Source organism: Chitinophaga sp. (genome assembly GCF_035538455.1).
In the GTDB taxonomy this organism is placed as follows: Bacteria; Bacteroidota; Bacteroidia; order Chitinophagales; family Chitinophagaceae; genus Chitinophaga.
In genome coordinates this window covers 1-20300 of the sequence record NZ_DATLKJ010000036.1, presented here as the reverse complement: position 1 = coordinate 20300, position 20300 = coordinate 1, and the positions used below count along the sequence as shown (strand labels likewise).

Below are 20300 nucleotides of genomic sequence, written 5' to 3'. Positions count from 1 at the left end.
CCTAAAGCTGATGCAGAAAAAATGCGCATCTACCAGGAACTGGCGCAAGGCTTCAAATCCAGGGTAGCACTGTTCGAAGGCACCTGGGAAAAATATCATGCAGGCACTCCGTTTGCCGCCTCCGGCGCTGATCCCGCGAAGTACCTGAAACAGGCTGCGGACGCAGCAGAAGCCGTAATCAACAGCGGCAAGTTTGGCCTCGACAACCAGGGCGCAGAAAGCGGCTACTGGAAACTCTTTAACCAGGTCGATTATTCCGGCAGCAGGGAAATCATGTTCTGGCGCAAATACGATGTAGCACTGGGCCTCACCCATAACTGGAACAGATACACCACCAGCGGCGGCGGCTTCGGCGTTACCAAAGACCTGGTAGACAGCTATCTCTGCACCGATGGCTCACCAATCACAACCAGCCCGCTTTATACGGGCGACAATACACAGGACGATATTATCAAAAACCGTGACCCGCGCCTGAAACAAAGCATCTATGTATCAGGAGCCCCGATCACCGTCAACGGACCCTCCGCCACGGACAACAGGGTCTATCAGTATCCCACTATCAACCAGGCAGGTGAAAGCCGCAGTATGACCGGTTTTCAGTTATATAAAGGTCACAGCGCAGAATATCTTCAACAGTACACCGGAGATATCGGCACCACCGGAACCATCTATATGAGGTATGCCGAAATACTGCTGAATTATGCCGAAGCAAAAGCAGAACTTGGCATCTTCACACAGGCCGATGCAGATAAAAGCGTGAACCTGTTACGTACACGTGTAGGCATGCCTGTTATGAATACCGCTTCCATTACACCCGACCCTTCCTGGCCCTTCCCCGCCCTTTCACCCGTGCTGAACGAAGTGAGAAGGGAACGCCGTATAGAACTCGCCCTGGAAGGTTTCCGCTTCAACGACATATGCCGCTGGGCAGCTGCCGGTAAATTGCTGAAAGGCTGGAAACCGCTGGGCGCAAAGTATAAGCAATGGGAAAATGTACCTTATAATCCGCGTATCATCGTTGGCACCAACCTGTACGTAAATGCAGACGGTTACATTGAACCCTTCCAGAAGGTGGCCGGCCTGATCAACGGCTACCAGTTCAATACCACCCGCGATTACCTCCTGCCGATTCCTTTGCAGGAAGTACAACAGTTTAATTTTACGCAAAACCCAGGCTGGTAGGAAGCTCTCGCAGAGGCGCAAAGGAAGCAAAGGATATTTTTAAGTTAAGTAAGACTGTTTAGTAGTACCCTGCAATATTTTCGGACTGTAAAACAGTTCTTTGCTAACTTAAAAATATCCTTTGCTTCTTTGCTTCCTTTGTTCCTCTGCGAGAATAAAATTTCACAGAACCAAATAACATTTGCAGCTGTTAAATACCAGACAAAAAACCACATCTTATGAAAATCGCTACAGAACCTATTGGAAGTATTCCAAGACCCCAGTATCTGCAGAATGCCCTGGCGGCATACGCCTCAAACGAAATTAAACAGGACGAATTAGACAGGTTGATGAACCAGGCAGTGGAAGAAACGATCAAACTGTTTGAAGACACCGGCTCACCAGTAATTACAGACGGAGAACAAACAAAGCCCAGTTTCGTCACCTACCCTGTTCATGGTCTTTCGTCACTCGCGCAGGACGGTGTCGTCATTCCGTTTGCAGATGGCCATACACGTCAGCTACCACGCCTCACAGCCAGTCCGTTTACCTATCAGTCCTACGCATCTTCCTATCTGACGAAGGCCCGCTCGTTGACCTCACTGCCCGTGAAGCAGAGCGTCATTTCTGTATCTGCGCTGAGTCTCTTATATCCAGCGGATGGATTACCGGGTTACACACGGGAGCAGTTCATCGCTGATCTTATTGACGAAGCTGAAAAGGATATACGTGCCTGTTTTGATGCGGGCGCCCATAGCGTGCAGATCGATTTTACGGATGCAAGGCTTGCTATCAAACTCGACCCATCCAAAGAGCTGCTGAAATCATTCATTGATATGAATAACCAGGTGCTGGAAAGGCTGGATCAATATAAAAACCAGATAGGTATACATAGCTGCCCCGGTGGAGATCATGATTCCACGCACAGTGCCGATGTAACTTACGCCGACTTACTGCCCGAACTGTTCCGGTTAAAAGCTGGCAGCTTTTATCTCGAATATGCTGCCGAAACAGATAGAAGAATGGTACTGGAATTAATACAAGCAAATTCCGATCCTTCTCAAAAAATATTCCTCGGTGTTACGGATGTACTGAATCCCCGCGTAGAAACACCGGAAGAAATCATGGACATGATCCTGGAAGCAGCATCAGTATTACCTGTAGAACGGATAGGCACTACTGACGATTGCGGATTCTCTCCTTTTGCAGACGACACCTCTACCTCCAGAGATACCGCATTCGCTAAAATACGGGCCAGGGTTGAAGGTACCGCCCTGGCAGAGAAAGCCCTCGGCCTGTAAACACCTGTTTCATCTTCATTATAAATGCCCGGTGACGAGTTCATAGGAACCATCACCGGGCATTTTATTCAGCTGAAAAAATTATCTGTTTGCAACAACAGGCGCCGTAATGGGCTTATCACTTTGCACTACAACGTATGTTGATACCGCATAATAGGCGCCGGCCGTATTCACGCCATTGTCTCTCCACTTCTCCGCCATATTGGAGGTGTTCCAGCCGTCTTCCTGCAAAACATAATTAAAGTTGAACGTTTTGCCGGCCTTCGCATCAGCAAGTAAGTCCGTTCTTACCGGCACTTCCATACCCGGGCACCAGCCAGCCCTGTCACCGGTCCAGTTACCACCCTGGTTCTTCACTACCCTGGGATTGACACTGCAACCAAGACTACCCATATCATGCGTAAATGTATTGGCGTCATCAATTTTGATAGTATGCTTGCGGAAAGCCCATTCAGCAAAACCGCGGCCACCCGGAGCATATGGCTGCGCATGTCCCCAGCCGGAGATGGTGGTACGGAAAGATGTTTTCTGTACATCGGCTGGTACTTTCACAGAAAAGCCGGTCTGTTTACCGTTGTAGATGTTGGTGCTCACCGTGCCTTTCCCAAATGTAACAGGGCTGCCACCAGTAGACCAATCGCAATATTCCATCACCGGCGCCACCGCTGAATACGCATAATCAGGCGCACCCGCAATGAATTCAAAATCGGTTGTCACCAGCCAGGTGCCACTGTATACCTCTGCACGCGTCTGTAAGGTAACATTGCCAATCAGCAACGATCTGAAGTCCGTCACATCAATAATCCATCCTCCCGTGATGCTGGAGTTATCTTTACCGTAAGGAGTAATCCATCTCCCCAGTTCATACCCCAACGTCCTGGAAGTATCGCCATTGCTATGTATCAGCCGGATGTTGGCATACACGTCCCAGGGCGGGCAGCCGCCTGACGGACAATTCAGGTAAACATGCAGCAGGATCTTTTTGATGTTCGCTGTTGTGTCAGGGAACTTGAACTTCTTTGACACCACCGCCGCATTCGCGATAGGCTCCTTGTCAAATGCCCTGATAGTTACGTTCTGCGTGATGGGTGCTTTTGCAGGTATTAACCCGCCAGTGGGGTCTCCTATAATCTCCGGATTGCTCTTTGTGCAGGCATAAAAGCCCAGTACTCCTGCTAACAGACAGAAAAAGGTTAACTGTTTTTTCATTGTAGGTATATTTAGCGTGATAAAAAACAGAATTCGGGTTACTCACTCACTCGTATGCGCTCTCTAACGTGGTAAAACAATTTAGCATATACAAGATAATGCATTCCGTGGAAATAACATCCAAAGTTTTTTCCCCGCAAAGGCACAAAGGGATAATCCGGCCCACGAAGAAAAGTCAGGTCAATTCAGGAAATAATCAGCGACATAAATTTAAACTTTAGCACTGCATACACACGTATATCAATAGTACCTATCAGCAACGTCCTATTAGTTCAGAAGCAACTAAATTGTCATACTGACAATTATAAAATAATAAGTATCTTTATCACGAGCAACGAAAATATCCCATCTCATCACGTTATGAAAATTTGATTCCAATGAATGTCATTATCAGTAAATTCCTCGCAGTTTACCTGTCCATCTTATCCCTGTCTGCATTCCCAGACACCGCTTCATTGCGCAAAAACAAACAGGTACCACCACCAGGTTTCCATACATGGGCCCCTACCCCGCCTATGGGCTGGAACAGCTGGGATTGCTTCGGTCCTACCGTAGTTGAATCCGAAGTAAAAGCCAATGCAGATTACATGGCAAAATATCTCCGGCCATATGGGTGGGAATACATCGTTGTAGACATCAGATGGTATGTAGCAAATGATAAAACACACGGATACAACCAACATAACCCTGAATACACTATCGATAAATACGGGCGCTTCCTCCCTGCTGAAAACCGCTTTCCATCGTCAAAAAACGGACAGGGATTTAAACCGCTCGCAGACTATATTCACCACAGAGGGTTGAAGTTTGGCATCCACATCATGAGAGGCGTTCCGGTAATAGCCGTTAAGCAACGTACACCTGTTAAAGGAACAAACGTTACCGCGGCAGATATCTTTTCCATGAAAGACAGCTGCTCCTGGTTAAGTGATATGTATACCGTAGATGCGTCGAAAACCGGAAGTCAGGCATACTACAATTCCCTGTTTGAACTATACGCCTCCTGGGGATTGGATTTTGTTAAGGTGGATGACCTCTCAGCCCCCTACCACGCCGATGAAATCAACATGATCCGCAATGCTATCAATCACACGGGGCGTAAAATCGTGTTCAGCACCTCTCCCGGCGAAACGCCCGTTGCGTTTGCAGCAGATGTTACATCTAAAGCAAACATGTGGCGCGTAATAGGTGACTTCTGGGATAGATGGAATCAGGTTGATGAACATTTTGATATCTTCGAACGCTGGAATAAATGGAGAAAGCCAGGCGCATGGCCCGACGGCGACATGCTCCCGCTGGGCAAAATCGGCATAAGGGCAGAAGTCGGATCTCCCCGCATGACCGCACTAACCCGGGATGAACAATATACCCTCATGACACTGTTTGCCATTTTCAGATCCCCATTATTCTTCGGTGGCAATTTACCAGACAACGATTCATTTACGTTGTCACTACTGACCAACCACCGTGTATTAGAAGTACTGCGCAACAGCACAAATAACAGACAGCTGTTCAAGGATTCCTCCCACGTAGCCTGGACAGCCGATAACCCGCGTACCGGAGAAAAATATCTCGCCCTGTTCAACAGAACCAATCATACAATAAAAATACCTGTCGAATTACTTCAGATCGGAGTAAACCAACAACATTATAAAGTAACAGACTTATGGACCGGTAAAAAATCAGGTATGCTTTCGGGGAAATTTCAACCAGAGATCAATCCGCATGGTACAGGGTTCTACAAAATACAATAGCAGCAAAGTATTTTCTCGCAAAGTCGCAAAGGATATTTGCTTCCTTTGCGACTTTGCGAGAAAAAAATCAATGCGCCGGGTTCATCGCCTGAATCGCCGCCCGTGTAGTTACATAATTACGGCCACTGTTAGGGCCCTCCATATCTATACCATAAGCAAAGACACCGCCTTTGGTACCCTGCGTGGGTTGCCACGCCGCATACGCCGGCATCTGACCCGCCTGATAACCAGTACCATCTTCATAGCTCACGCCCACCAGGTACTTGTTAGGACTAATGTAACGCGCATAAGTATTGAAAGTATTCGTAAGACTGGAAGCTGAACGCCAGTAAGCCTGCTGGAATACATAATTCACCATGTCTTTGATACCCGCCATCAGCGCATTACCGTTCTGGTTCGTATCATAGATCAGCAATTTGCCGGTACCTGATTTCGGACCGAGGTAAGCAGATAAAGCCTTAAAGCAGGCTATCTGGTCCTTAAGCGTAGTGCCGCTGGCGGTGCTTTCTATATCAATGTCGTAGCCATCATAATTATAGGTGTTGATATTGTTCATAACACCCGCCACCCAGTTGGCAAGACCCGTAGGATTAGTAGAAGCGCCCGCAAAATAGCCGCCGGTGACGATCACCTTCGTGCCGCGTTGATGCAGGTAAGGAATGTACACCAGCTTGAGCGTGTCCCAGTAAGGATTACCCGCCGGCGTATAATCGGTAAATACGCTTACAATGTCCATGCTGTCAGGCAAGTCTGTCATCCTGGTCTTGTAGTTCACGGGATCAGTTACCCGATCTCCCCAGGTGCGGTAATAACCCATCATCAGTTGGTGAGGCCGGTTCTTATAGGCAATCAGGCTGTCGAAGCTGCCCGTAGTAGCGCTACCGGCAAGCGCTACGGACCGTTGCCCGATTTTCTCAAGTGTAGCGTCCTTTGCATCTTTTGAACAGGACGTTATCATTACCATTAAAATGAATGAGGCAAGCAACGCTTTGAAACAGATCTTTTTCATTGTCATAATGTGGGTTTTATAATTGATGATTAAATCTATCGGTAACGGGTATACGTTAAATATCCACAGTACTTACTCAAACGTATTCAACTCTCCAAACCCAGGCGCATAGTCTTCATAATCTGTCATACTAAATCTCAGGTACCTGGCCTGCACAGGCCCATAGAATTTTATGTACCTGGTATCCGGCGAGCTGGCATCTCCGGATGGTGCAGCGCCTTTATAAGTTCCCTGGGAAACCCAATTAACGCCATCAACGCTACTGAACACTTCCATCACAGTCACGCCCGATCTAAACGGCTGATCGGAATAACTCCAGTACATCGGTGTAAATGAAATACCTTTAAGCAAATGACCGCTCTTCATGTCAATAGTAAACGTTCTCACAGGCAGGTTACTGCCGAATGCCAGGTCTGCCTGCCATCCCGTTGCATAATCCCCATCAAAAACAAAGGCCGGTGAAGATTTGCTATACGTGGCTTCCGTCGAGCTGGCAGTAGCTGTCCAGCCTCCTCTGTTGATAATAGTACCTCCAGGATTGGGATTAGCCGGATCAATATTCTGCTGCTTCGCCTCCAGAACAACGTAAACAATACTGTTGTCTTTATCGGGAGCCACCGGTCCTTCATCTTTTATCTTAAGCGGCAACAGGTAGGATTTACCGGTTGCAAAAGATGCCGGCGTTGTCACCTGCAACTGAAAGCTGTCAGCCGACGCGCTCTTGCCTGCTGAAATAGTCACACTGTTTTTCACCAGCCTGAAACTTCCATCAGGAAAGGCCTGATAAGCTGTTCCATTCTTGCTGTTGAACGAAGAAACAAGCGCATTATCGTTTATAATAGTCACTGTTAAATTGGAGCCACCCGGAACATTCACCGCCGCATTGAATGCTGTCATCGCAGGAGTAACTACATCCCCGCCCGGAGTCCGGTTGATGACAACCGGAATGGTTCTGTTAGCCGCAGCTCCCTGAAGACTGGCAGTAACATTCGTAAAAAAAACCCTGATGAACATCACGCTACGGTTGCTGCTCAGCGGAACGTTATTACCGGAAGACGTAAGCGTTACCGGAATGACGTAATTCTTAGTAAAGTCAATCTTCGATGCATCGCCCACAGTCACCTTTACAGAATCGGCCGACTGCAATGCACCTTGCGCAATCGTTACATGGCCGTTGTTCTGTAAACTGAATGCTTCCGTAGCAAACCGGTTGGAAACAGTACGGTATGTACTGTCATATACTGCCAGCTGACTGGTATCAATACGGGCGCTTACCTGTATCCCCGATCCGGCAGCACGGGTAAGCGCCACCGGAAAACCGGTATTCAGCGAGGCCAGTATCACACCCCTCGATAAAGTGAACCGGCTCTCTGTTATATTGTAAGCTGCGGAACCTGGTACAGTATATATCACCTGGTTCTGGGTAGCCGCATCATTGTCTTTTTTACAGGAACCCAGCAACAGCACTAAGGCTGCGCAAAGTATCCCATTGCGTTGATTGAATATAGTAAGGCGCATATCTTTTATTTTACAGGTGCAGGATTTTGTATTTGTATGCCATTTCTGAGATAGAAATAAGTAGTTGGTGTTTTAGAACGTGCGTCTGATTCTATGATATAACCGCCAAAACCACCTTTGCGTCCTTGCGAAGGATTCCACATAGCCATTCCGGTAACACTACCGATATTGACACCGTTGTAATTAAAAGTAGTGCCGAAACCGCCGTATTGCTGCATATTTTCCGTTACAATAAATTTACGGGGAGGCAATACACCATCAAAACCAAATTGCCGGTATCTGCTGTCCAGCGCAGAAAAAGAACTGCTGCCATAGGCCTGCTGTGCGAGGTAATCAATATACGGCTCTATACCCCTCTCATTTTCGCCATCAATGATCAGCAGCTTACCGGTACCTGACACAGGCCCCATATACTTAGACAATGCCTTAAACAACCGCTGCGTGTATACATCTCCGCCATCATCCCTACCGCCGCCGCCATGCCCGAAAATACCACCATCACCATAGTTCGGCTCATAATCCAGGTCAAAGCCATCGATATTGTATTTGGCTACTGTATCTGCAATAGATTTGGCTACACTGTCAATGCTGGTTAACACAGGCAGATTCGGGAAGTTCTTCTTCCTGAGATTATCTACACCGGAACCGAAGATCACTAACACAAACCGGGTTCCTTTTCTTTGGCGCACAGACTGCATCTCAGCATGCACTGCGGGATCTGTGGGAATGCCTCCCCACAGGCTCACAATATCCATACTGTCAGGAAGCCCCTCATATCGCGTAGTCATATCCGGATCAATGGCACTCACACCACTTCCGCCCCACCAACCAAAACATACGGCGTGGTCACTTTTCTTATAGGCACGCAACGCTTCATAATATTGCTCACTGCCTTTTACCGGATTAAGTTCATCAAAGCTGAGCGCCTCAGCATCTTTTTCTTTTGTACATCCCTGTATCAGCAAGGCAACGCTGATCAGGAAGAATATGGATGGAAATAATCTGTACATAGTGTTTGTCTGAAAGGTGAAGATGATTTACTCAGGACATTTTACGGGAATCCACGTCAGGTTAATCCTGCCTACAGCGGGGTTCAACTTCATATCGTACCCACGGCCAGTAACGTCGCGTGTCTGATGCGCAGCACCCGTCTGGTCAGTATTGGCTTTATCCATTGGCCAATAGGCAATCAGATCCGGATCTTTGGGATTGGCGGCACATACATTGGAAGCCAGCTCCCGCGGCGTTCTTGCTGTCTTCCAAATCCGGTACTCAGCAAAAGCCATGTTCACAGTACCGGCATGACTACCCACTGACCCGGCTCCGGCGCCAAAGGTATTGTCGCCACTGATAGTCGTATTGAGCAGCTTCTTTTCGTCCAGATACACCAGGCAGTTGCCACGGTCGCTCACAATAGCAAAGTGGTGCCACACACCAGGCGCAGCCTGACCAATCGCAGAAAACTGAAGGGACCCAACATGTATCCGCAGATCACTGGTGCCCTGGTTAATCACAAAGAAGAACCCGGCGCCACTGAAAATACATCCAAACCAGTTGGTGAACCCACTGGTGTTACCGGTATATTTAAACCGGCCTTCAATAGTAATCTGTGACCCCGGGTTATAAGTGTAGGTGGGCGCCGTTGAAACAACGGTATAAGAACCATCGGTATAGGGAGTATCAAATATATTCAGCTGTGGCGCATCGCTGTTGATCACTTTAATCACACGCACCAATGCAATATCAGAACCAGGTATGCCACCCATGCCATTACTGGTGCTGGCAATCTTAAGCGGTACCGTATACTGCTTCGAATTATCAAACCCAGGCCATTCCTTAACCGTCACGGTAATGACGTTACTGCCGCTGGCGCTCCCTCCTTTAACAGTGACAGCGGACGCCGACAACGTCATAGCTGATGCGGGCACTGCTTCGTACGTGGTATGATTAGCTTCATTATAAGCAGCCAGGTAACTGCTGTCCACCAGTATGCTTACGGATACATCTCCCGGAACAGTATAAGTAGTGGAAACGGTAAGATCTATTTTCCCGGCGCCATTATCCAATGTAAGCGGAAGCACCGGCGAACCCGTTGCCTGCGTGAAATATACTTTATTGGAGTGATCCGGGACTTTATTACAGCCCCAGCATAAAAGCAATACGATGAGGTAATATGTATAGCGCATGTATGAATTATTTGATGAATGAAAATGGTACTTCTATCTATATACAGTTCAGCTCTCCACTGCCATCAATAAGGCTTCTTATCCCACCACAATTGCGTGATGCCATTATCAGGCCCGCCCAGTAATGTGATACCCCTGGATACATTCACGCGGTTCAGCTGGTATTCGCTGGATGGATATGGCAGTCGTTTCACCTGCTTCCTGGTATCCACATTACCACCGCTGAGATTAGCCACCACCGTGAACAAGAGCGGATAATGCGTACGCCTGAATTCACTCCATGCTTCCTGTCCGTTGGGATACATGGCAATCCATTTTTGCGTGATAATACGCTCCAGCGCCGTTTCAAACGCAGCCGCATTGTCCCATTTGATAGTAATAGTACTCAGTTCACTGCCTGCGGCAACATTGTTACGGCTGTTCACCGGGTCCTGGTAAGGAAGCGCCTTACTGGCAGCATCCGTTATATAGTTGGAAGCGCTGCCGGTACCCCATTGTGTAAACGACTGCTGTATCCCTGTTTCATACAGCTGTTGCGCTGTACCGCCCATATTCCAGCCGCGCAGCGCCCCCTCTGCACGCAGAAAATATACTTCCGCAGCAGGCATCCAGATCACATTGAAATTGCTTTGCAGCGAAGAGAACGGCTGATACTTCGTGCCATCCGCGATGATAATGCCATTCCGTATGCCCCGGTAAGTGTTGGCAGGATCTGTTGCAATCAGGGAGGTATTGAAAAACCTCGCCATACGCGGATCTTTGTAACCGGAAAGGAACGACTGCATATTAGCGCTCATCCTGGCCTCCTGGTACGCATCCGAAAGCGTCGCCAGCGGATTGTTATACGTAACGCCCTGCACACCCTGCATCGCTGCATTATCTATGTTGTCTGTGATAATACCACCCGGGTCATTCACCGCTGCCTCCGCATATTGCTTTGCCTTCGCCGGATCTGCATACACAATTCTCATCGCCAGCCTTAACTTGAGCGAGTTGGCGAACTTTATCCATTGCGCATAATTACCCCGGTATACCGGATCATAATACTGCAAAGGCTTGGCGCCCAGCTGCACATATGGCTTTAATACCTGGATGGCAGAATCAAGATCCGCAAAGAAGGAATAGTAAATAGAATCCACCGGGTTGTAAGGAGAACCCAGCGTGCTGAGCGTGGTAGACGTATTGAAGTAAGGTATAGGGCCATATATATCTACAGTGCGATGCGCCGCCTGCACTTTAATAATCTTTGCCACGGCAAATATATCCGGGTTCTTAACGGTGTACCTTTTTATGGTATCATAATTTTTAATGACGTTGTTGTAGAAGAGATTGAACGCAGCCGCATTCCAGCCAACGGCATTGAAATTATACGTCGTGTTATCCCCCGCTGCATTCCAGTTGTGGGTCATGCCATGGTAGCCACCGAAAATATCACCGGTAAGATTCTCTACCAGCTGATAGGAATTGGCGGCATCGGTACCGGTACCTCCCACAGGAAAAACACTTTCTTCCATCTGCTTGAAAAACCCGCCCAGGTATACGTTGTCCCGGTTAATCTGGTCTGCGGGCAACGCATTCGGATTGGTGTTATATTCCTTGAAATTTTTTGTACAGCTGCTGAGTAAAATAGCAGACGCAATGATGTACAGGAATGATTTTATCACATGCATAATTCAGATGATTACGGTTGATTAGAATTGAGCATTTACACTGAAGCCAAAACTCCGGAGACTGGGTTGCCGGAAATAATCGATCCCCTGGAAATACGTACCGGTCGATGGTGTACTCTCCGGATCAAACGGCGCCTTGTTGTAGAACATAAAGAGATTGTTGCCGGTAACCGCCACCTTCAGACTGCGCACCGCATTCCCCAGCCATTTCCCGGGGAACGTATATCCAAAGGAAAGCTCCCTCAATCTTACATTGGTAGCGCTGTATACATAATAACCGAGCACGCCGTTTAATCCGCTCCCCATTTGTGTATAGAACTGCTGCACATCTTTGTACGGAGCATTGTTGATGGTAACATAACCAAGATCCCGTGCCCTGGCGGTAGCTTCAGATACGCCATACGCATCCAGCATCGCCTGTGTTGCCGATACGCCTACACCGCCTACACGCGCAAACACCAGGAAACTCAGACTGAAATTCTTATAGGAAAACCGGTTGTTGAAACCAATGGTATATTTCGGATCTGCATTGCCTGCATACATATACTTACTGTTATCTACAGAAACACCGGGATTCATAGATATAAAACCATTCTGGTCCTGCGTCAATCTCGATGTGGTGTATATCGCGCTCATATTACCGCCAACTGCCAGTTTCTGCTGATAGCTCCCCCCTCCTGCAATGTTGATGGTATCAATGCTGATAGTTTGTCCGTCCTTTCCCTTCGTGGAGTACAGCTCTTTCACCGTACTATTGTTAATAGTGAAGGTGGCGTTGGATTCCCATTGCACTTTGCCCACGTTGCCGTTATAACCGAGTGCTGCTTCTATCCCCTTGTTGTTTACCTTGCCGGCGTTCATCAGGAACGTACTGTTCCCGCCGCCGGATGCTGATTGTGTGATGGTAAATATCTGGTTGTAGGTATTGGTATTGTATAAGGTAACATCAAGGTTGATATGATTGTCCAGCAGCCGCGTATTAATGCCCGCTTCCCACGCCCGTGTTCTTTCCGGTTGCAGCGGGTAATGCAGCGGTGAATTCTGGTTGATATTGCCGGCGGCCAGGAGGTACACCTGTGGCCCGCCTTCATAGATGCGCGGTGGATTGCCCACCTCTGAATAGTTACCCCTGACTTTCAGATAAGAGAGCACACGGGAACGGATCGGAAATACATCCGTTAATATTGCCGATGCTCCTACAGACGGATAGGTAAGATATAACCGGGAAGATGGATTGAAATAAAGTTGAGAGTACCAGTCTATCCTGTACGACCCGTCAATAAACAACATATTCTTATAGGAAAGACCCGCAGTAGCATACAGCGATTGAAAACTGGTGCGGTCCGGCTGCCTCGCCGTTCCGGCGCCCGCGCCTGTACCCGTAGATCCGGATACATTATCAGTAGTAAACACATTGGGAGGAGAACCCTTCTCAATACCGCCCCCCGCTGCAATCGTACGCGAAGACGATTCCGTTCGCGAGCCGCCAACGTTGGCCGTCAGCGTATAGTTGCCGAATGTTTTATTGATGTTGGCAAGCAGATCTGCATACAATACTTCTGCTGTATTCTCACTGACATTGAAAGAACCGCCATAACCCGCAAAAAGCATATCAGTGCTGGCATATCTCTTCTGGGTCGAAAGGATGTCAATTCTGTCCAGCTTTCCCCTGGCGGTAACATTCAACCAGCTGTTCACATTGTACTTCAGCGACGCACCCAGCAACAGCCGCCGCGTATTATTCACCGAGGGCTCCCTGTTGATGATCCAGAAAGGATTTTCTGTGCGGAACTGGTCCCCCATATAAGGCCAGTACTGAACCGGGAAAAGCCTGCTGGGATCATAACGCTCAAAAGATTTAAACGTCTCGATATTACCACCCGGCGGAAACAGGTAGACCGGCACCAGCGGATTATGATAAAGCCCCTGCGCCACCATGTTCTGCTCCGTCTGCGATACATACATCGTATTCAGATCCATAGATAATTTATCATCCAGAAACTTTGAAGTATTCCGGAAAGAGACATTATACCGTTTAAGGGTGTTGTTGGGAATGATGCCATTCGCCTGTACCATAGCGCCGGAAAGGAAAGTCTGGCTCTTGTCGTTACCAGTAGAGAAGGTAAGCCCGGTGGTAGTATTGTTACCTGTCTGAAAAAAATCTTTCGGCCGGTAAGCAGATGGTTTATTGAGCTTAGCCCCCCAGCTGTAATAACTGCCTTCATCACTCTGACCGTAAGTATTTTGAAAACGCGGCATAATAAAGGGCGACATAAACGAGGTACTATTACTCAACGTCAGACTGGGTTTCGCATTCCTCCCAGATTTGGTAGTGATCATCACCACGCCATTCTGACCCTGGCTGCCGTACAACGCCGCAGCTGCAGCACCGGTTAAGGTAGAGATACTTTCTATATCATCAGGATTAATCAATGAAATAATATCACTGCTGGTACTCGCCGAATAAATGTCAGTGATCTGCCCCGCGGGCATATTGGTGCGCAGATCCGTCGTGTTCAATATAGGTACACCGTCTATCACATACAGCGCATTGTTATTACCACTGATCGATTTGGCCCCTCTCATCACTACTCTCGTAGCGCCGCCTATACCCGAAGAACTGGCATTGATAGTAACCCCGGCCACCTTACCGGTAAGAGAAGTAACAAAGTTGGCATCCCTGTTTCTCGTAACCTCATCGCCTTTAATCTCCTGCACATTATAGTTCAAAGCCCTGGTAGCACGTTTAATACCCAACGCAGTAACCACCACTTCATGTTGATAATTGGTAAGAGACCCCATCAATATATTTACAACCGTTCTGTTATTAATCGCAGTCCTGACAGATGCATAACCAATGTAAGTGATCTCCAGCTCTCCATCAGGCGGCGCCGTTAACCTGAAAGCACCGTTCGCATTCGTAACAGTACCCGTCGCGGCGCCTCTCAGCTTTACCGTAGCGCCAATGAGCGGCTCCCGGTTAAGTGAATCAACGACAGTACCCGTAATAACTACAGGTTGAACCTGGTTACCCGTCGCCTGCGCCAAAGCAGTCTCTGACTCCTGCTTCTGCGTGACGAAAATATTTTTATTCTCTATCCGGTAATCCAGTGCATGCCCTTTCACACAAGCATTCAATGCCTTCGCAATACTCACGTCTTTCAACGTCAGCGATACTTTGATACTACCTGTAGCATCATCGTAAAAGAAGACATACCCGGTTTGTTTTTCTATGGCGCCAAATACCGTTTCCAGCGTAACATTCCTCCCCGAAAAACTGATACCCTGGCTGTATCCCCTGGCATTGACCTCCGTCAATAACAGCGCAACGAAGATGATAATCAGATGTACTTTCATAAGTATATTTTTTAACAATACCCGGCAGACAGAGAAACAGACCGGTATTGTTGCTACGGGCAAATGAGCATGACAATGCTGCCGGCTCCGCCCGCGGAGCGCAGAATAAACAGATAAATTCATTACTTTCGTTAGGTTTGGTAGTGTTGATGATTCCTTGTCTGCTATGACGGATAAAGGGAAAGAGCACCCAACATGTCGGCAGAACCCGGGCGCAACCGGGTTTTGTTGTTGAATACCCCCAGGCACACTAAGGGCCATTCACTGATACAACGTGCATAGTGGAATTACTTTTTTTGGATGATAAAATTGTTTACTATTCGTAAGTAGTCACTCTCGTCAAGGCATCACTCTGATCTGCGTTCCTCCCGCATTGTTCTCAATACTGAATTTTACATTCATAAACGCCAGCGCATCCAGTGCCGCTGAAATATTAATGTTACGGTATATTTTCCCCGAAAAACTCCGTGTAGGTAAATCCTTTTCGTATACAATCCTGACGTTATACCACCTGGCCAGTTGCTCCATCACCTCTTTTATGTCAGCATTCCTGAAGCTGAAGAATCCCCTCGTCCATGCTATAACAGCAGCTGCATCCACTTCTTTCGCGGTGATGGTATGGTGGCTTGCGTCAATAATGCTCTGGTGATCCGGGCTGAGTACCGCAGGCGCCTGCCCCGGAATGCTCACCCGTACGCTCCCTTCTGCCAGCGTTGTTTTGATATCGGCATCGGTGGCATACGCCCTTACATTAAAATGCGTACCCAATACTTCCACCTGCGAAAGCCCGGCGGTAACAATAAATGGACGCCGCCTTCCACGAGTATCAAACACCTTAGCCACTTCTAAATAAACCTCGCCGCTTACGGTCACCACCCGTTTATCCGCCGCAAATGATACAGGGTAAACAATGGATGATCCGGCATTCAGCCAGGCCTGTGTTCCGTCAGGCAGCGTCAGTTTAAACTGGTTACCGAAAGGCGTGGTAACGGTGTTGTAACCGTTACCCTGTCCTCCGCCAGTTTGCTCATGCACCAACGCCCCGTTTCGTATCACCAGGTTACTGCCCTGCTGACTGGCGATGATTCCGTTCACTGTACTATCTAGTTTCAGCGTCTTCCCGTTAGCTAACAACAATACTGCCCCATTGCTTCCGGGAGCAATGTCTATCAGGGCAGCAGGATGGGAAGGCCGTTTTTCATGGTGGATCAGGGAATAAAAGAAGGCGCTCGCAAGTACAATAGGAATCATTACAGCAGCCGCTTTCCACAGTAACGGAAATACTTTCCGTTTGGGAGAAACATCTATTTCCGCGCTGGCCCTGATCCTCGCCAGCAAACGCGCTTTCAGCTGCTGCTCATTTTTATCGGCACTATCCCACACTACATCCTCCGGCCCCTGCCGCTCGCTAAGCCACTGATCCAGCAAGGCTTCCTCTTCCGGGGTAAGCCCGCCCATCAGCTTCTTCTCAGCTAACTGCTCAATTTGTTCGTCCGTTAAATGCAGCATGCAGATATCCTTTCTACTATAGAGCAGAAAAACATACGCTATGCATTACAAGCACTAAAAAAAAATTTAAAAGAAACAGGAGGTATGCAGGGCCACCTTCAATTTTTGCAAAGCCCTGTTCATTTGGGTACGGACGGTATTGACGGAAAGATTCAACTGGCTGGCAATTTCCTTATCGCTGAAACCACCCTCGCGGCTTAACCTGAAAACCAACCGGCACTTCTCAGGAAGTGTGCCTATAGCAGCTTCCAGCTGATCCCGCAGAAATTCAAAATCAAGATACTGTTCGGTAGAAAGGTCCGGTCTCTCTTTTTCAGTAAGCGTCAGCTCATGCTGTTTGTTACGTTTCCGGTTGGCGAGAACTTTGAAACAACCATACTGCAACATAGCAGCCACATAGGTATGAAAGGTATGACGCAATACAATATGCCCACGCTTACGCCATAATTGTACGAAAATATCGTGAACAAGCTCTTCCGCATCTTCATGGTTGTTCAACAACACGTGAGCCCTTACCAGCAGCCGTTTCCAATATCTGTCATAAAGCAGGTTAAAAGCTGCTTCATCACCGCTTTGCAACAGCGCAAACAATTGTTCATCTGTATGTGACAGGCTGGATGACATGTATCAAAGATGAGAAAAATTAACAAAAAGTTTTTAGAAAGAAAAAACTTTTGTCGGAACAAGCGAGACGCCAGCTAACCACTTTACATAGAAAAACATATAGAATCGTTGTATTATTTTTGGTATAATCGTTTCATTTTTTGAAACCACATTGCTTATTCACTCCATACAATATATCTTTAAACACCAATACCTGATAGCTATCAGGCACCATACTCCCATTGAACCAAAATGCATGCTATTGATGTATAAATTTACCCCCTTCCTGACAAAATCATTCTTACTCATTTCCTTATTATCCGGCGCCGCTCATATGGCGCTGGGGCAAGCCGGTGCTAATGTTGGCGTTGATACCAACTCGCCCACCGCCAAACTGGATGTAAATGGTACCACACGCGTAAGAACGATCACGGCTGCCGGTCAGACGGATAGCCTGCTGGTAGCGGATGCATCGGGGAACATCAACAAAGCCCCGCTCGCCCTCAGCGCCTTTATGGAACTACGGCAATATTCCTCAAACGACTTTCCAGACATTAATACGGGATACGCAACTACTGATTGGATAGCCGCGATAACAGGCATCGACTGGTCATTAACCTCCGGTAATGCCTCCGGAATATCCGGCGTCAGAATGGTAGCCTTATCAAACACCGATGGATTCTGGCATGTTGTCGGCGACCTGAGAGGCCCCGTCGCCCCCGAACGCTGGAACAGGATACAGGTGATGTTCATCCGCAAAGTCGTATCCAAAACAGTGGTAAATGGAACCATCAACTACGGCCAGTAAAAAGTAAACTTGCAACAATGAAAATATATTATCCCCTCCTGGCAGCAATCCTGCTTTTGAGTAATAAAGCCATGTCGCAACCTGGCAGCAATGTCGGTGTAGGCACCAAAACACCCACCGCCAAACTCGACATCAACGGAGACCTCCGCATCAGAACAATACCTGCAGGAGACAATACATCGAAAATGCTGACAGCAGACGCAAATGGAAACATCAAACAGTCAACTATCACTTTAGGCGGACTGGTAGAAATGCAGCAATTCTCCACCGGCGACTTCCCCAATATCAAAACAACCTATACGGTAACAGACTGGGTAGCCGGGATATTGGGTAGTGACTATACCATCAACAATTCCGCTAACCTGGGCAACACAACCGGCATGGCTATCTACGTTGAAGCCAGCAGCGATGGATTCTGGCACATCCGAGGCGACCTCAAAGGCGTCAATGAAACCTGGAACCGGATACAACTCATCTTCGTAAAAAGAACCATTGCGCAAACCATCGCCAATGGCAGCGTCACCTATGGTCAATAAATTACATCCACTAATTCTGCCAACAATGTTGCTCAAATATTTCACTTCACTCCTTTTTATACTCGTCATATCTGTTTCCGCACACGCGCAAACCAGCAATGTAGGCGTAGGCACACAGACGCCTACCGCCCAATTCGATGTCAACGGAAATATGCGTATCCGTACCATTCCGGCGGCCGACAGCACCAACAACACATTGCTCGTGGCAGATGCAACCGGCAACGTAAAAACAGCCGCCAATCCACTAAATGCATACTTCCAATTCAAACAATATACCGCCGGCGATTTTCCCAACATCGCAACAGGCTACTCAACAACCGACTGGGTAGGACTTATTGTGGGCTTCGACTATAACACCACCAGCGGTTCAGCAACAGTCCCAAACGGCTTTAGCCTCTGGATGGAAGCCAATGCAGATGGCACCTGGCATATCAGAGGAGATCTGGTCAGCGTCATTGACCAATGGAACAGAATCCAAGCCATGTTTGTACGGACAGAAATTGCCAAAAGACTGGTAACAGGAACGACCAATTATGGTCAGTAATAAATCTGAACTGGCAAAGGTACTGTATACCAGGCTATCGATGTCTGAACTGTGATTTATGTGATTAGTTTTATTTTTCTGATGAGCGAAGATTATCATTTATTGTTCTTCATTACAATCTTCTTCATAATCTTCGCTCATCAGAAAAATCAAACTAATCACATAAATCACAGTTCAGATAATTTTACCCCTGCCACTGCTGCAAATACTGCGTAGGCGTAACATTAAACTGCTTATGAAAGCTGCGCGCAAAATTACTCTGGGAGCTAAACCCTACCAGAGATGATACTTCATACACCTTGTATTTGCCAGAAGCCAGCAACTCCGCTCCCTTCTGCAGGCGGGTCATATTAATCAACGCCCCCGGCGTAATACTGGAAATCTGATGCAACCACCTGTACAAAGTAATCCGTGTCATATTAAGCGCACGCGCTATCTTATCAGCATTCAGATTCTCATCTTCCAGGTGACGGCAGATAACCGTATGTAATTGCTCCAGCAGCTGCTCATCTCCTTTGGAATAAACAGCCCCCTTGATATGAAGCAACGGAGAGCCCGCCAGATAATCACGCACATTCGCCCTGTTGGCCATGAGACTGTCTACCTGTGCCAGCAGATGCTTCACCGAAAAAGGCTTTTCGATATACGCATCCGCCTTCAGCTCCAACCCGCTGATCTTGGCCTGCAACGTATTTTTGGCAGTCAGCAGAATGAGCGGAATATGTGAGGTGTGCTTATCAGATTTAATAATCCTGCAAAATTCAAACCCATCCATCTCAGGCATCATCACATCACTGATGATCAGCTGCACTACTTCACGCTGCAATATCTCCAGCGCATGTAAAGCCAGGTTGGTACGTAATACCGTATACCGGTCGCTGAATACCTGTTGCAGAAAATCAAGTATCTCCTCCTCATCATCCACCAGCAGGATGGAGGGCACTGCTTCTTTTTTACTGGCTACAGCTGTTTGCATGAATGGGTTCTTCAGGGATGATTAATAGTGTAAGGAATTACCAGCACAAACGTATTTACTTCTTCATCGCCTGTCGCCAGGTAAAGCTTACCCCCATGCAGTTCAGCCAGGGATCTTGCCAGCGTAAGGCCAATCCCGCTTCCTGCATGCCGGGTCTCT

General features: G+C 47.7%; 16 protein-coding genes. 6 read left to right on the top strand and 10 right to left on the bottom strand.

All coding sequences use genetic code 11. The features are described 5' to 3' along the window. Positions 1-1182: RagB/SusD family nutrient uptake outer membrane protein (locus tag VM802_RS03710; RefSeq protein WP_325528102.1), on the top strand; the 1182-nt coding region annotated here is incomplete at its 5' end. Between the two features lie 218 nt (positions 1183-1400). Then, positions 1401-2462, top strand: a complete 1062-nt coding sequence (locus tag VM802_RS03705) for a cobalamin-independent methionine synthase II family protein (protein WP_325528100.1) — start codon at positions 1401-1403, stop codon at positions 2460-2462. Between the two features lie 81 nt (positions 2463-2543). On the opposite strand, the gene VM802_RS03700 is transcribed toward VM802_RS03705, so the two are convergent. Next, complete coding sequence (locus VM802_RS03700) at positions 2544-3671, bottom strand: peptide-N-glycosidase F-related protein (RefSeq protein WP_325528098.1); 1128 nt, start codon at positions 3669-3671, stop codon at positions 2544-2546. A gap of 377 nt (positions 3672-4048) precedes the next feature. Here VM802_RS03700 and VM802_RS03695 point away from each other — a divergent pair, with 377 nt between their 5' ends. Next, positions 4049-5425 carry a beta-L-arabinopyranosidase gene (locus tag VM802_RS03695; protein ID WP_325528096.1) on the top strand — a complete coding sequence of 459 codons (1377 nt, stop codon included), beginning with the start codon at positions 4049-4051 and terminating at the stop codon, positions 5423-5425. A 67-nt stretch (positions 5426-5492) separates the two neighbouring features. On the opposite strand, the gene VM802_RS03690 is transcribed toward VM802_RS03695, so the two are convergent. From VM802_RS03690 to VM802_RS03655, 8 genes are all read right to left on the bottom strand, one after another. Next, a complete protein-coding gene (locus tag VM802_RS03690) occupies positions 5493-6434 on the bottom strand; it encodes an EndoS/ChiA family endoglycosidase (protein WP_325528094.1) in 942 nt (313 codons plus the stop codon). A gap of 72 nt (positions 6435-6506) precedes the next feature. Continuing rightward, positions 6507-7952 carry a BT_3987 domain-containing protein gene (locus VM802_RS03685; RefSeq protein WP_325528092.1) on the bottom strand — a complete coding sequence of 482 codons (1446 nt, stop codon included), beginning with the start codon at positions 7950-7952 and terminating at the stop codon, positions 6507-6509. 5 nt (positions 7953-7957) lie between these two features. Further along, positions 7958-8962 (bottom strand): glycoside hydrolase family 18, encoded by a 1005-nt coding sequence (locus tag VM802_RS03680; RefSeq protein ID WP_325528090.1) that lies wholly within the window; start codon positions 8960-8962, stop codon positions 7958-7960. A gap of 27 nt (positions 8963-8989) precedes the next feature. Beyond that, positions 8990-10138 (bottom strand): BT_3987 domain-containing protein, encoded by a 1149-nt coding sequence (locus tag VM802_RS03675; RefSeq protein ID WP_325528089.1) that lies wholly within the window; start codon positions 10136-10138, stop codon positions 8990-8992. 65 nt (positions 10139-10203) lie between these two features. Next, entirely contained in the window at positions 10204-11808 is a 1605-nt protein-coding gene (locus tag VM802_RS03670; RefSeq protein ID WP_325528087.1) for a RagB/SusD family nutrient uptake outer membrane protein, read from the bottom strand. 21 nt (positions 11809-11829) lie between these two features. After that, positions 11830-15165 carry a SusC/RagA family TonB-linked outer membrane protein gene (locus VM802_RS03665; protein WP_325528085.1) on the bottom strand — a complete coding sequence of 1112 codons (3336 nt, stop codon included), beginning with the start codon at positions 15163-15165 and terminating at the stop codon, positions 11830-11832. Between the two features lie 339 nt (positions 15166-15504). Beyond that, positions 15505-16674 (bottom strand): FecR family protein, encoded by a 1170-nt coding sequence (locus VM802_RS03660; protein ID WP_325528083.1) that lies wholly within the window; start codon positions 16672-16674, stop codon positions 15505-15507. Between the two features lie 66 nt (positions 16675-16740). Beyond that, positions 16741-17298: an RNA polymerase sigma factor gene (locus VM802_RS03655; RefSeq protein WP_325528082.1), complete on the bottom strand. Its 558-nt coding sequence runs from the start codon at positions 17296-17298 to the stop codon at positions 16741-16743. Between the two features lie 244 nt (positions 17299-17542). Between VM802_RS03655 and VM802_RS03650 the strand changes: the two genes are divergently transcribed. The 3 genes from VM802_RS03650 to VM802_RS03640 are packed head-to-tail and all read left to right on the top strand — an operon-like array spanning position 17543 to position 19165. Next, on the top strand, positions 17543-18085 hold the full coding sequence (locus tag VM802_RS03650) for a hypothetical protein (RefSeq protein WP_325528080.1): 543 nt from the start codon (positions 17543-17545) through the stop codon (positions 18083-18085). A gap of 17 nt (positions 18086-18102) precedes the next feature. Beyond that, positions 18103-18621 (top strand): hypothetical protein, encoded by a 519-nt coding sequence (locus VM802_RS03645; protein ID WP_325528078.1) that lies wholly within the window; start codon positions 18103-18105, stop codon positions 18619-18621. After that, positions 18596-19165: a hypothetical protein gene (locus tag VM802_RS03640; protein ID WP_325528076.1), complete on the top strand. Its 570-nt coding sequence runs from the start codon at positions 18596-18598 to the stop codon at positions 19163-19165. Before VM802_RS03645 ends, VM802_RS03640 begins: the two co-directional genes overlap by 26 nt. Before the next feature lie 184 nt (positions 19166-19349). Here VM802_RS03640 and VM802_RS03635 read toward each other — a convergent pair whose 3' ends face one another. Beyond that, complete coding sequence (locus tag VM802_RS03635) at positions 19350-20141, bottom strand: response regulator transcription factor (protein ID WP_325528074.1); 792 nt, start codon at positions 20139-20141, stop codon at positions 19350-19352. Positions 20142-20300 lie beyond the last annotated feature (159 nt).

What these genes read in the sequence shown, in the direction of transcription:
- VM802_RS03705 (WP_325528100.1), top strand. Translation starts at nt 1,401, where the DNA reads ATGAAAATCGCTACAGAACCTATTGGAAGTATTCCAAGACCCCAGTAT.
- VM802_RS03700 (WP_325528098.1), bottom strand. Translation starts at nt 3,671, where the DNA reads ATGAAAAAACAGTTAACCTTTTTCTGTCTGTTAGCAGGAGTACTGGGC.
- VM802_RS03695 (WP_325528096.1), top strand. Translation starts at nt 4,049, where the DNA reads ATGAATGTCATTATCAGTAAATTCCTCGCAGTTTACCTGTCCATCTTA.
- VM802_RS03690 (WP_325528094.1), bottom strand. Translation starts at nt 6,434, where the DNA reads ATGAAAAAGATCTGTTTCAAAGCGTTGCTTGCCTCATTCATTTTAATG.
- VM802_RS03685 (WP_325528092.1), bottom strand. Translation starts at nt 7,952, where the DNA reads ATGCGCCTTACTATATTCAATCAACGCAATGGGATACTTTGCGCAGCC.
- VM802_RS03680 (WP_325528090.1), bottom strand. Translation starts at nt 8,962, where the DNA reads ATGTACAGATTATTTCCATCCATATTCTTCCTGATCAGCGTTGCCTTG.
- VM802_RS03675 (WP_325528089.1), bottom strand. Translation starts at nt 10,138, where the DNA reads ATGCGCTATACATATTACCTCATCGTATTGCTTTTATGCTGGGGCTGT.
- VM802_RS03670 (WP_325528087.1), bottom strand. Translation starts at nt 11,808, where the DNA reads ATGCATGTGATAAAATCATTCCTGTACATCATTGCGTCTGCTATTTTA.
- VM802_RS03665 (WP_325528085.1), bottom strand. Translation starts at nt 15,165, where the DNA reads ATGAAAGTACATCTGATTATCATCTTCGTTGCGCTGTTATTGACGGAG.
- VM802_RS03660 (WP_325528083.1), bottom strand. Translation starts at nt 16,674, where the DNA reads ATGCTGCATTTAACGGACGAACAAATTGAGCAGTTAGCTGAGAAGAAG.
- VM802_RS03655 (WP_325528082.1), bottom strand. Translation starts at nt 17,298, where the DNA reads ATGTCATCCAGCCTGTCACATACAGATGAACAATTGTTTGCGCTGTTG.
- VM802_RS03650 (WP_325528080.1), top strand. Translation starts at nt 17,543, where the DNA reads ATGTATAAATTTACCCCCTTCCTGACAAAATCATTCTTACTCATTTCC.
- VM802_RS03645 (WP_325528078.1), top strand. Translation starts at nt 18,103, where the DNA reads ATGAAAATATATTATCCCCTCCTGGCAGCAATCCTGCTTTTGAGTAAT.
- VM802_RS03640 (WP_325528076.1), top strand. Translation starts at nt 18,596, where the DNA reads ATGGCAGCGTCACCTATGGTCAATAAATTACATCCACTAATTCTGCCA.
- VM802_RS03635 (WP_325528074.1), bottom strand. Translation starts at nt 20,141, where the DNA reads ATGCAAACAGCTGTAGCCAGTAAAAAAGAAGCAGTGCCCTCCATCCTG.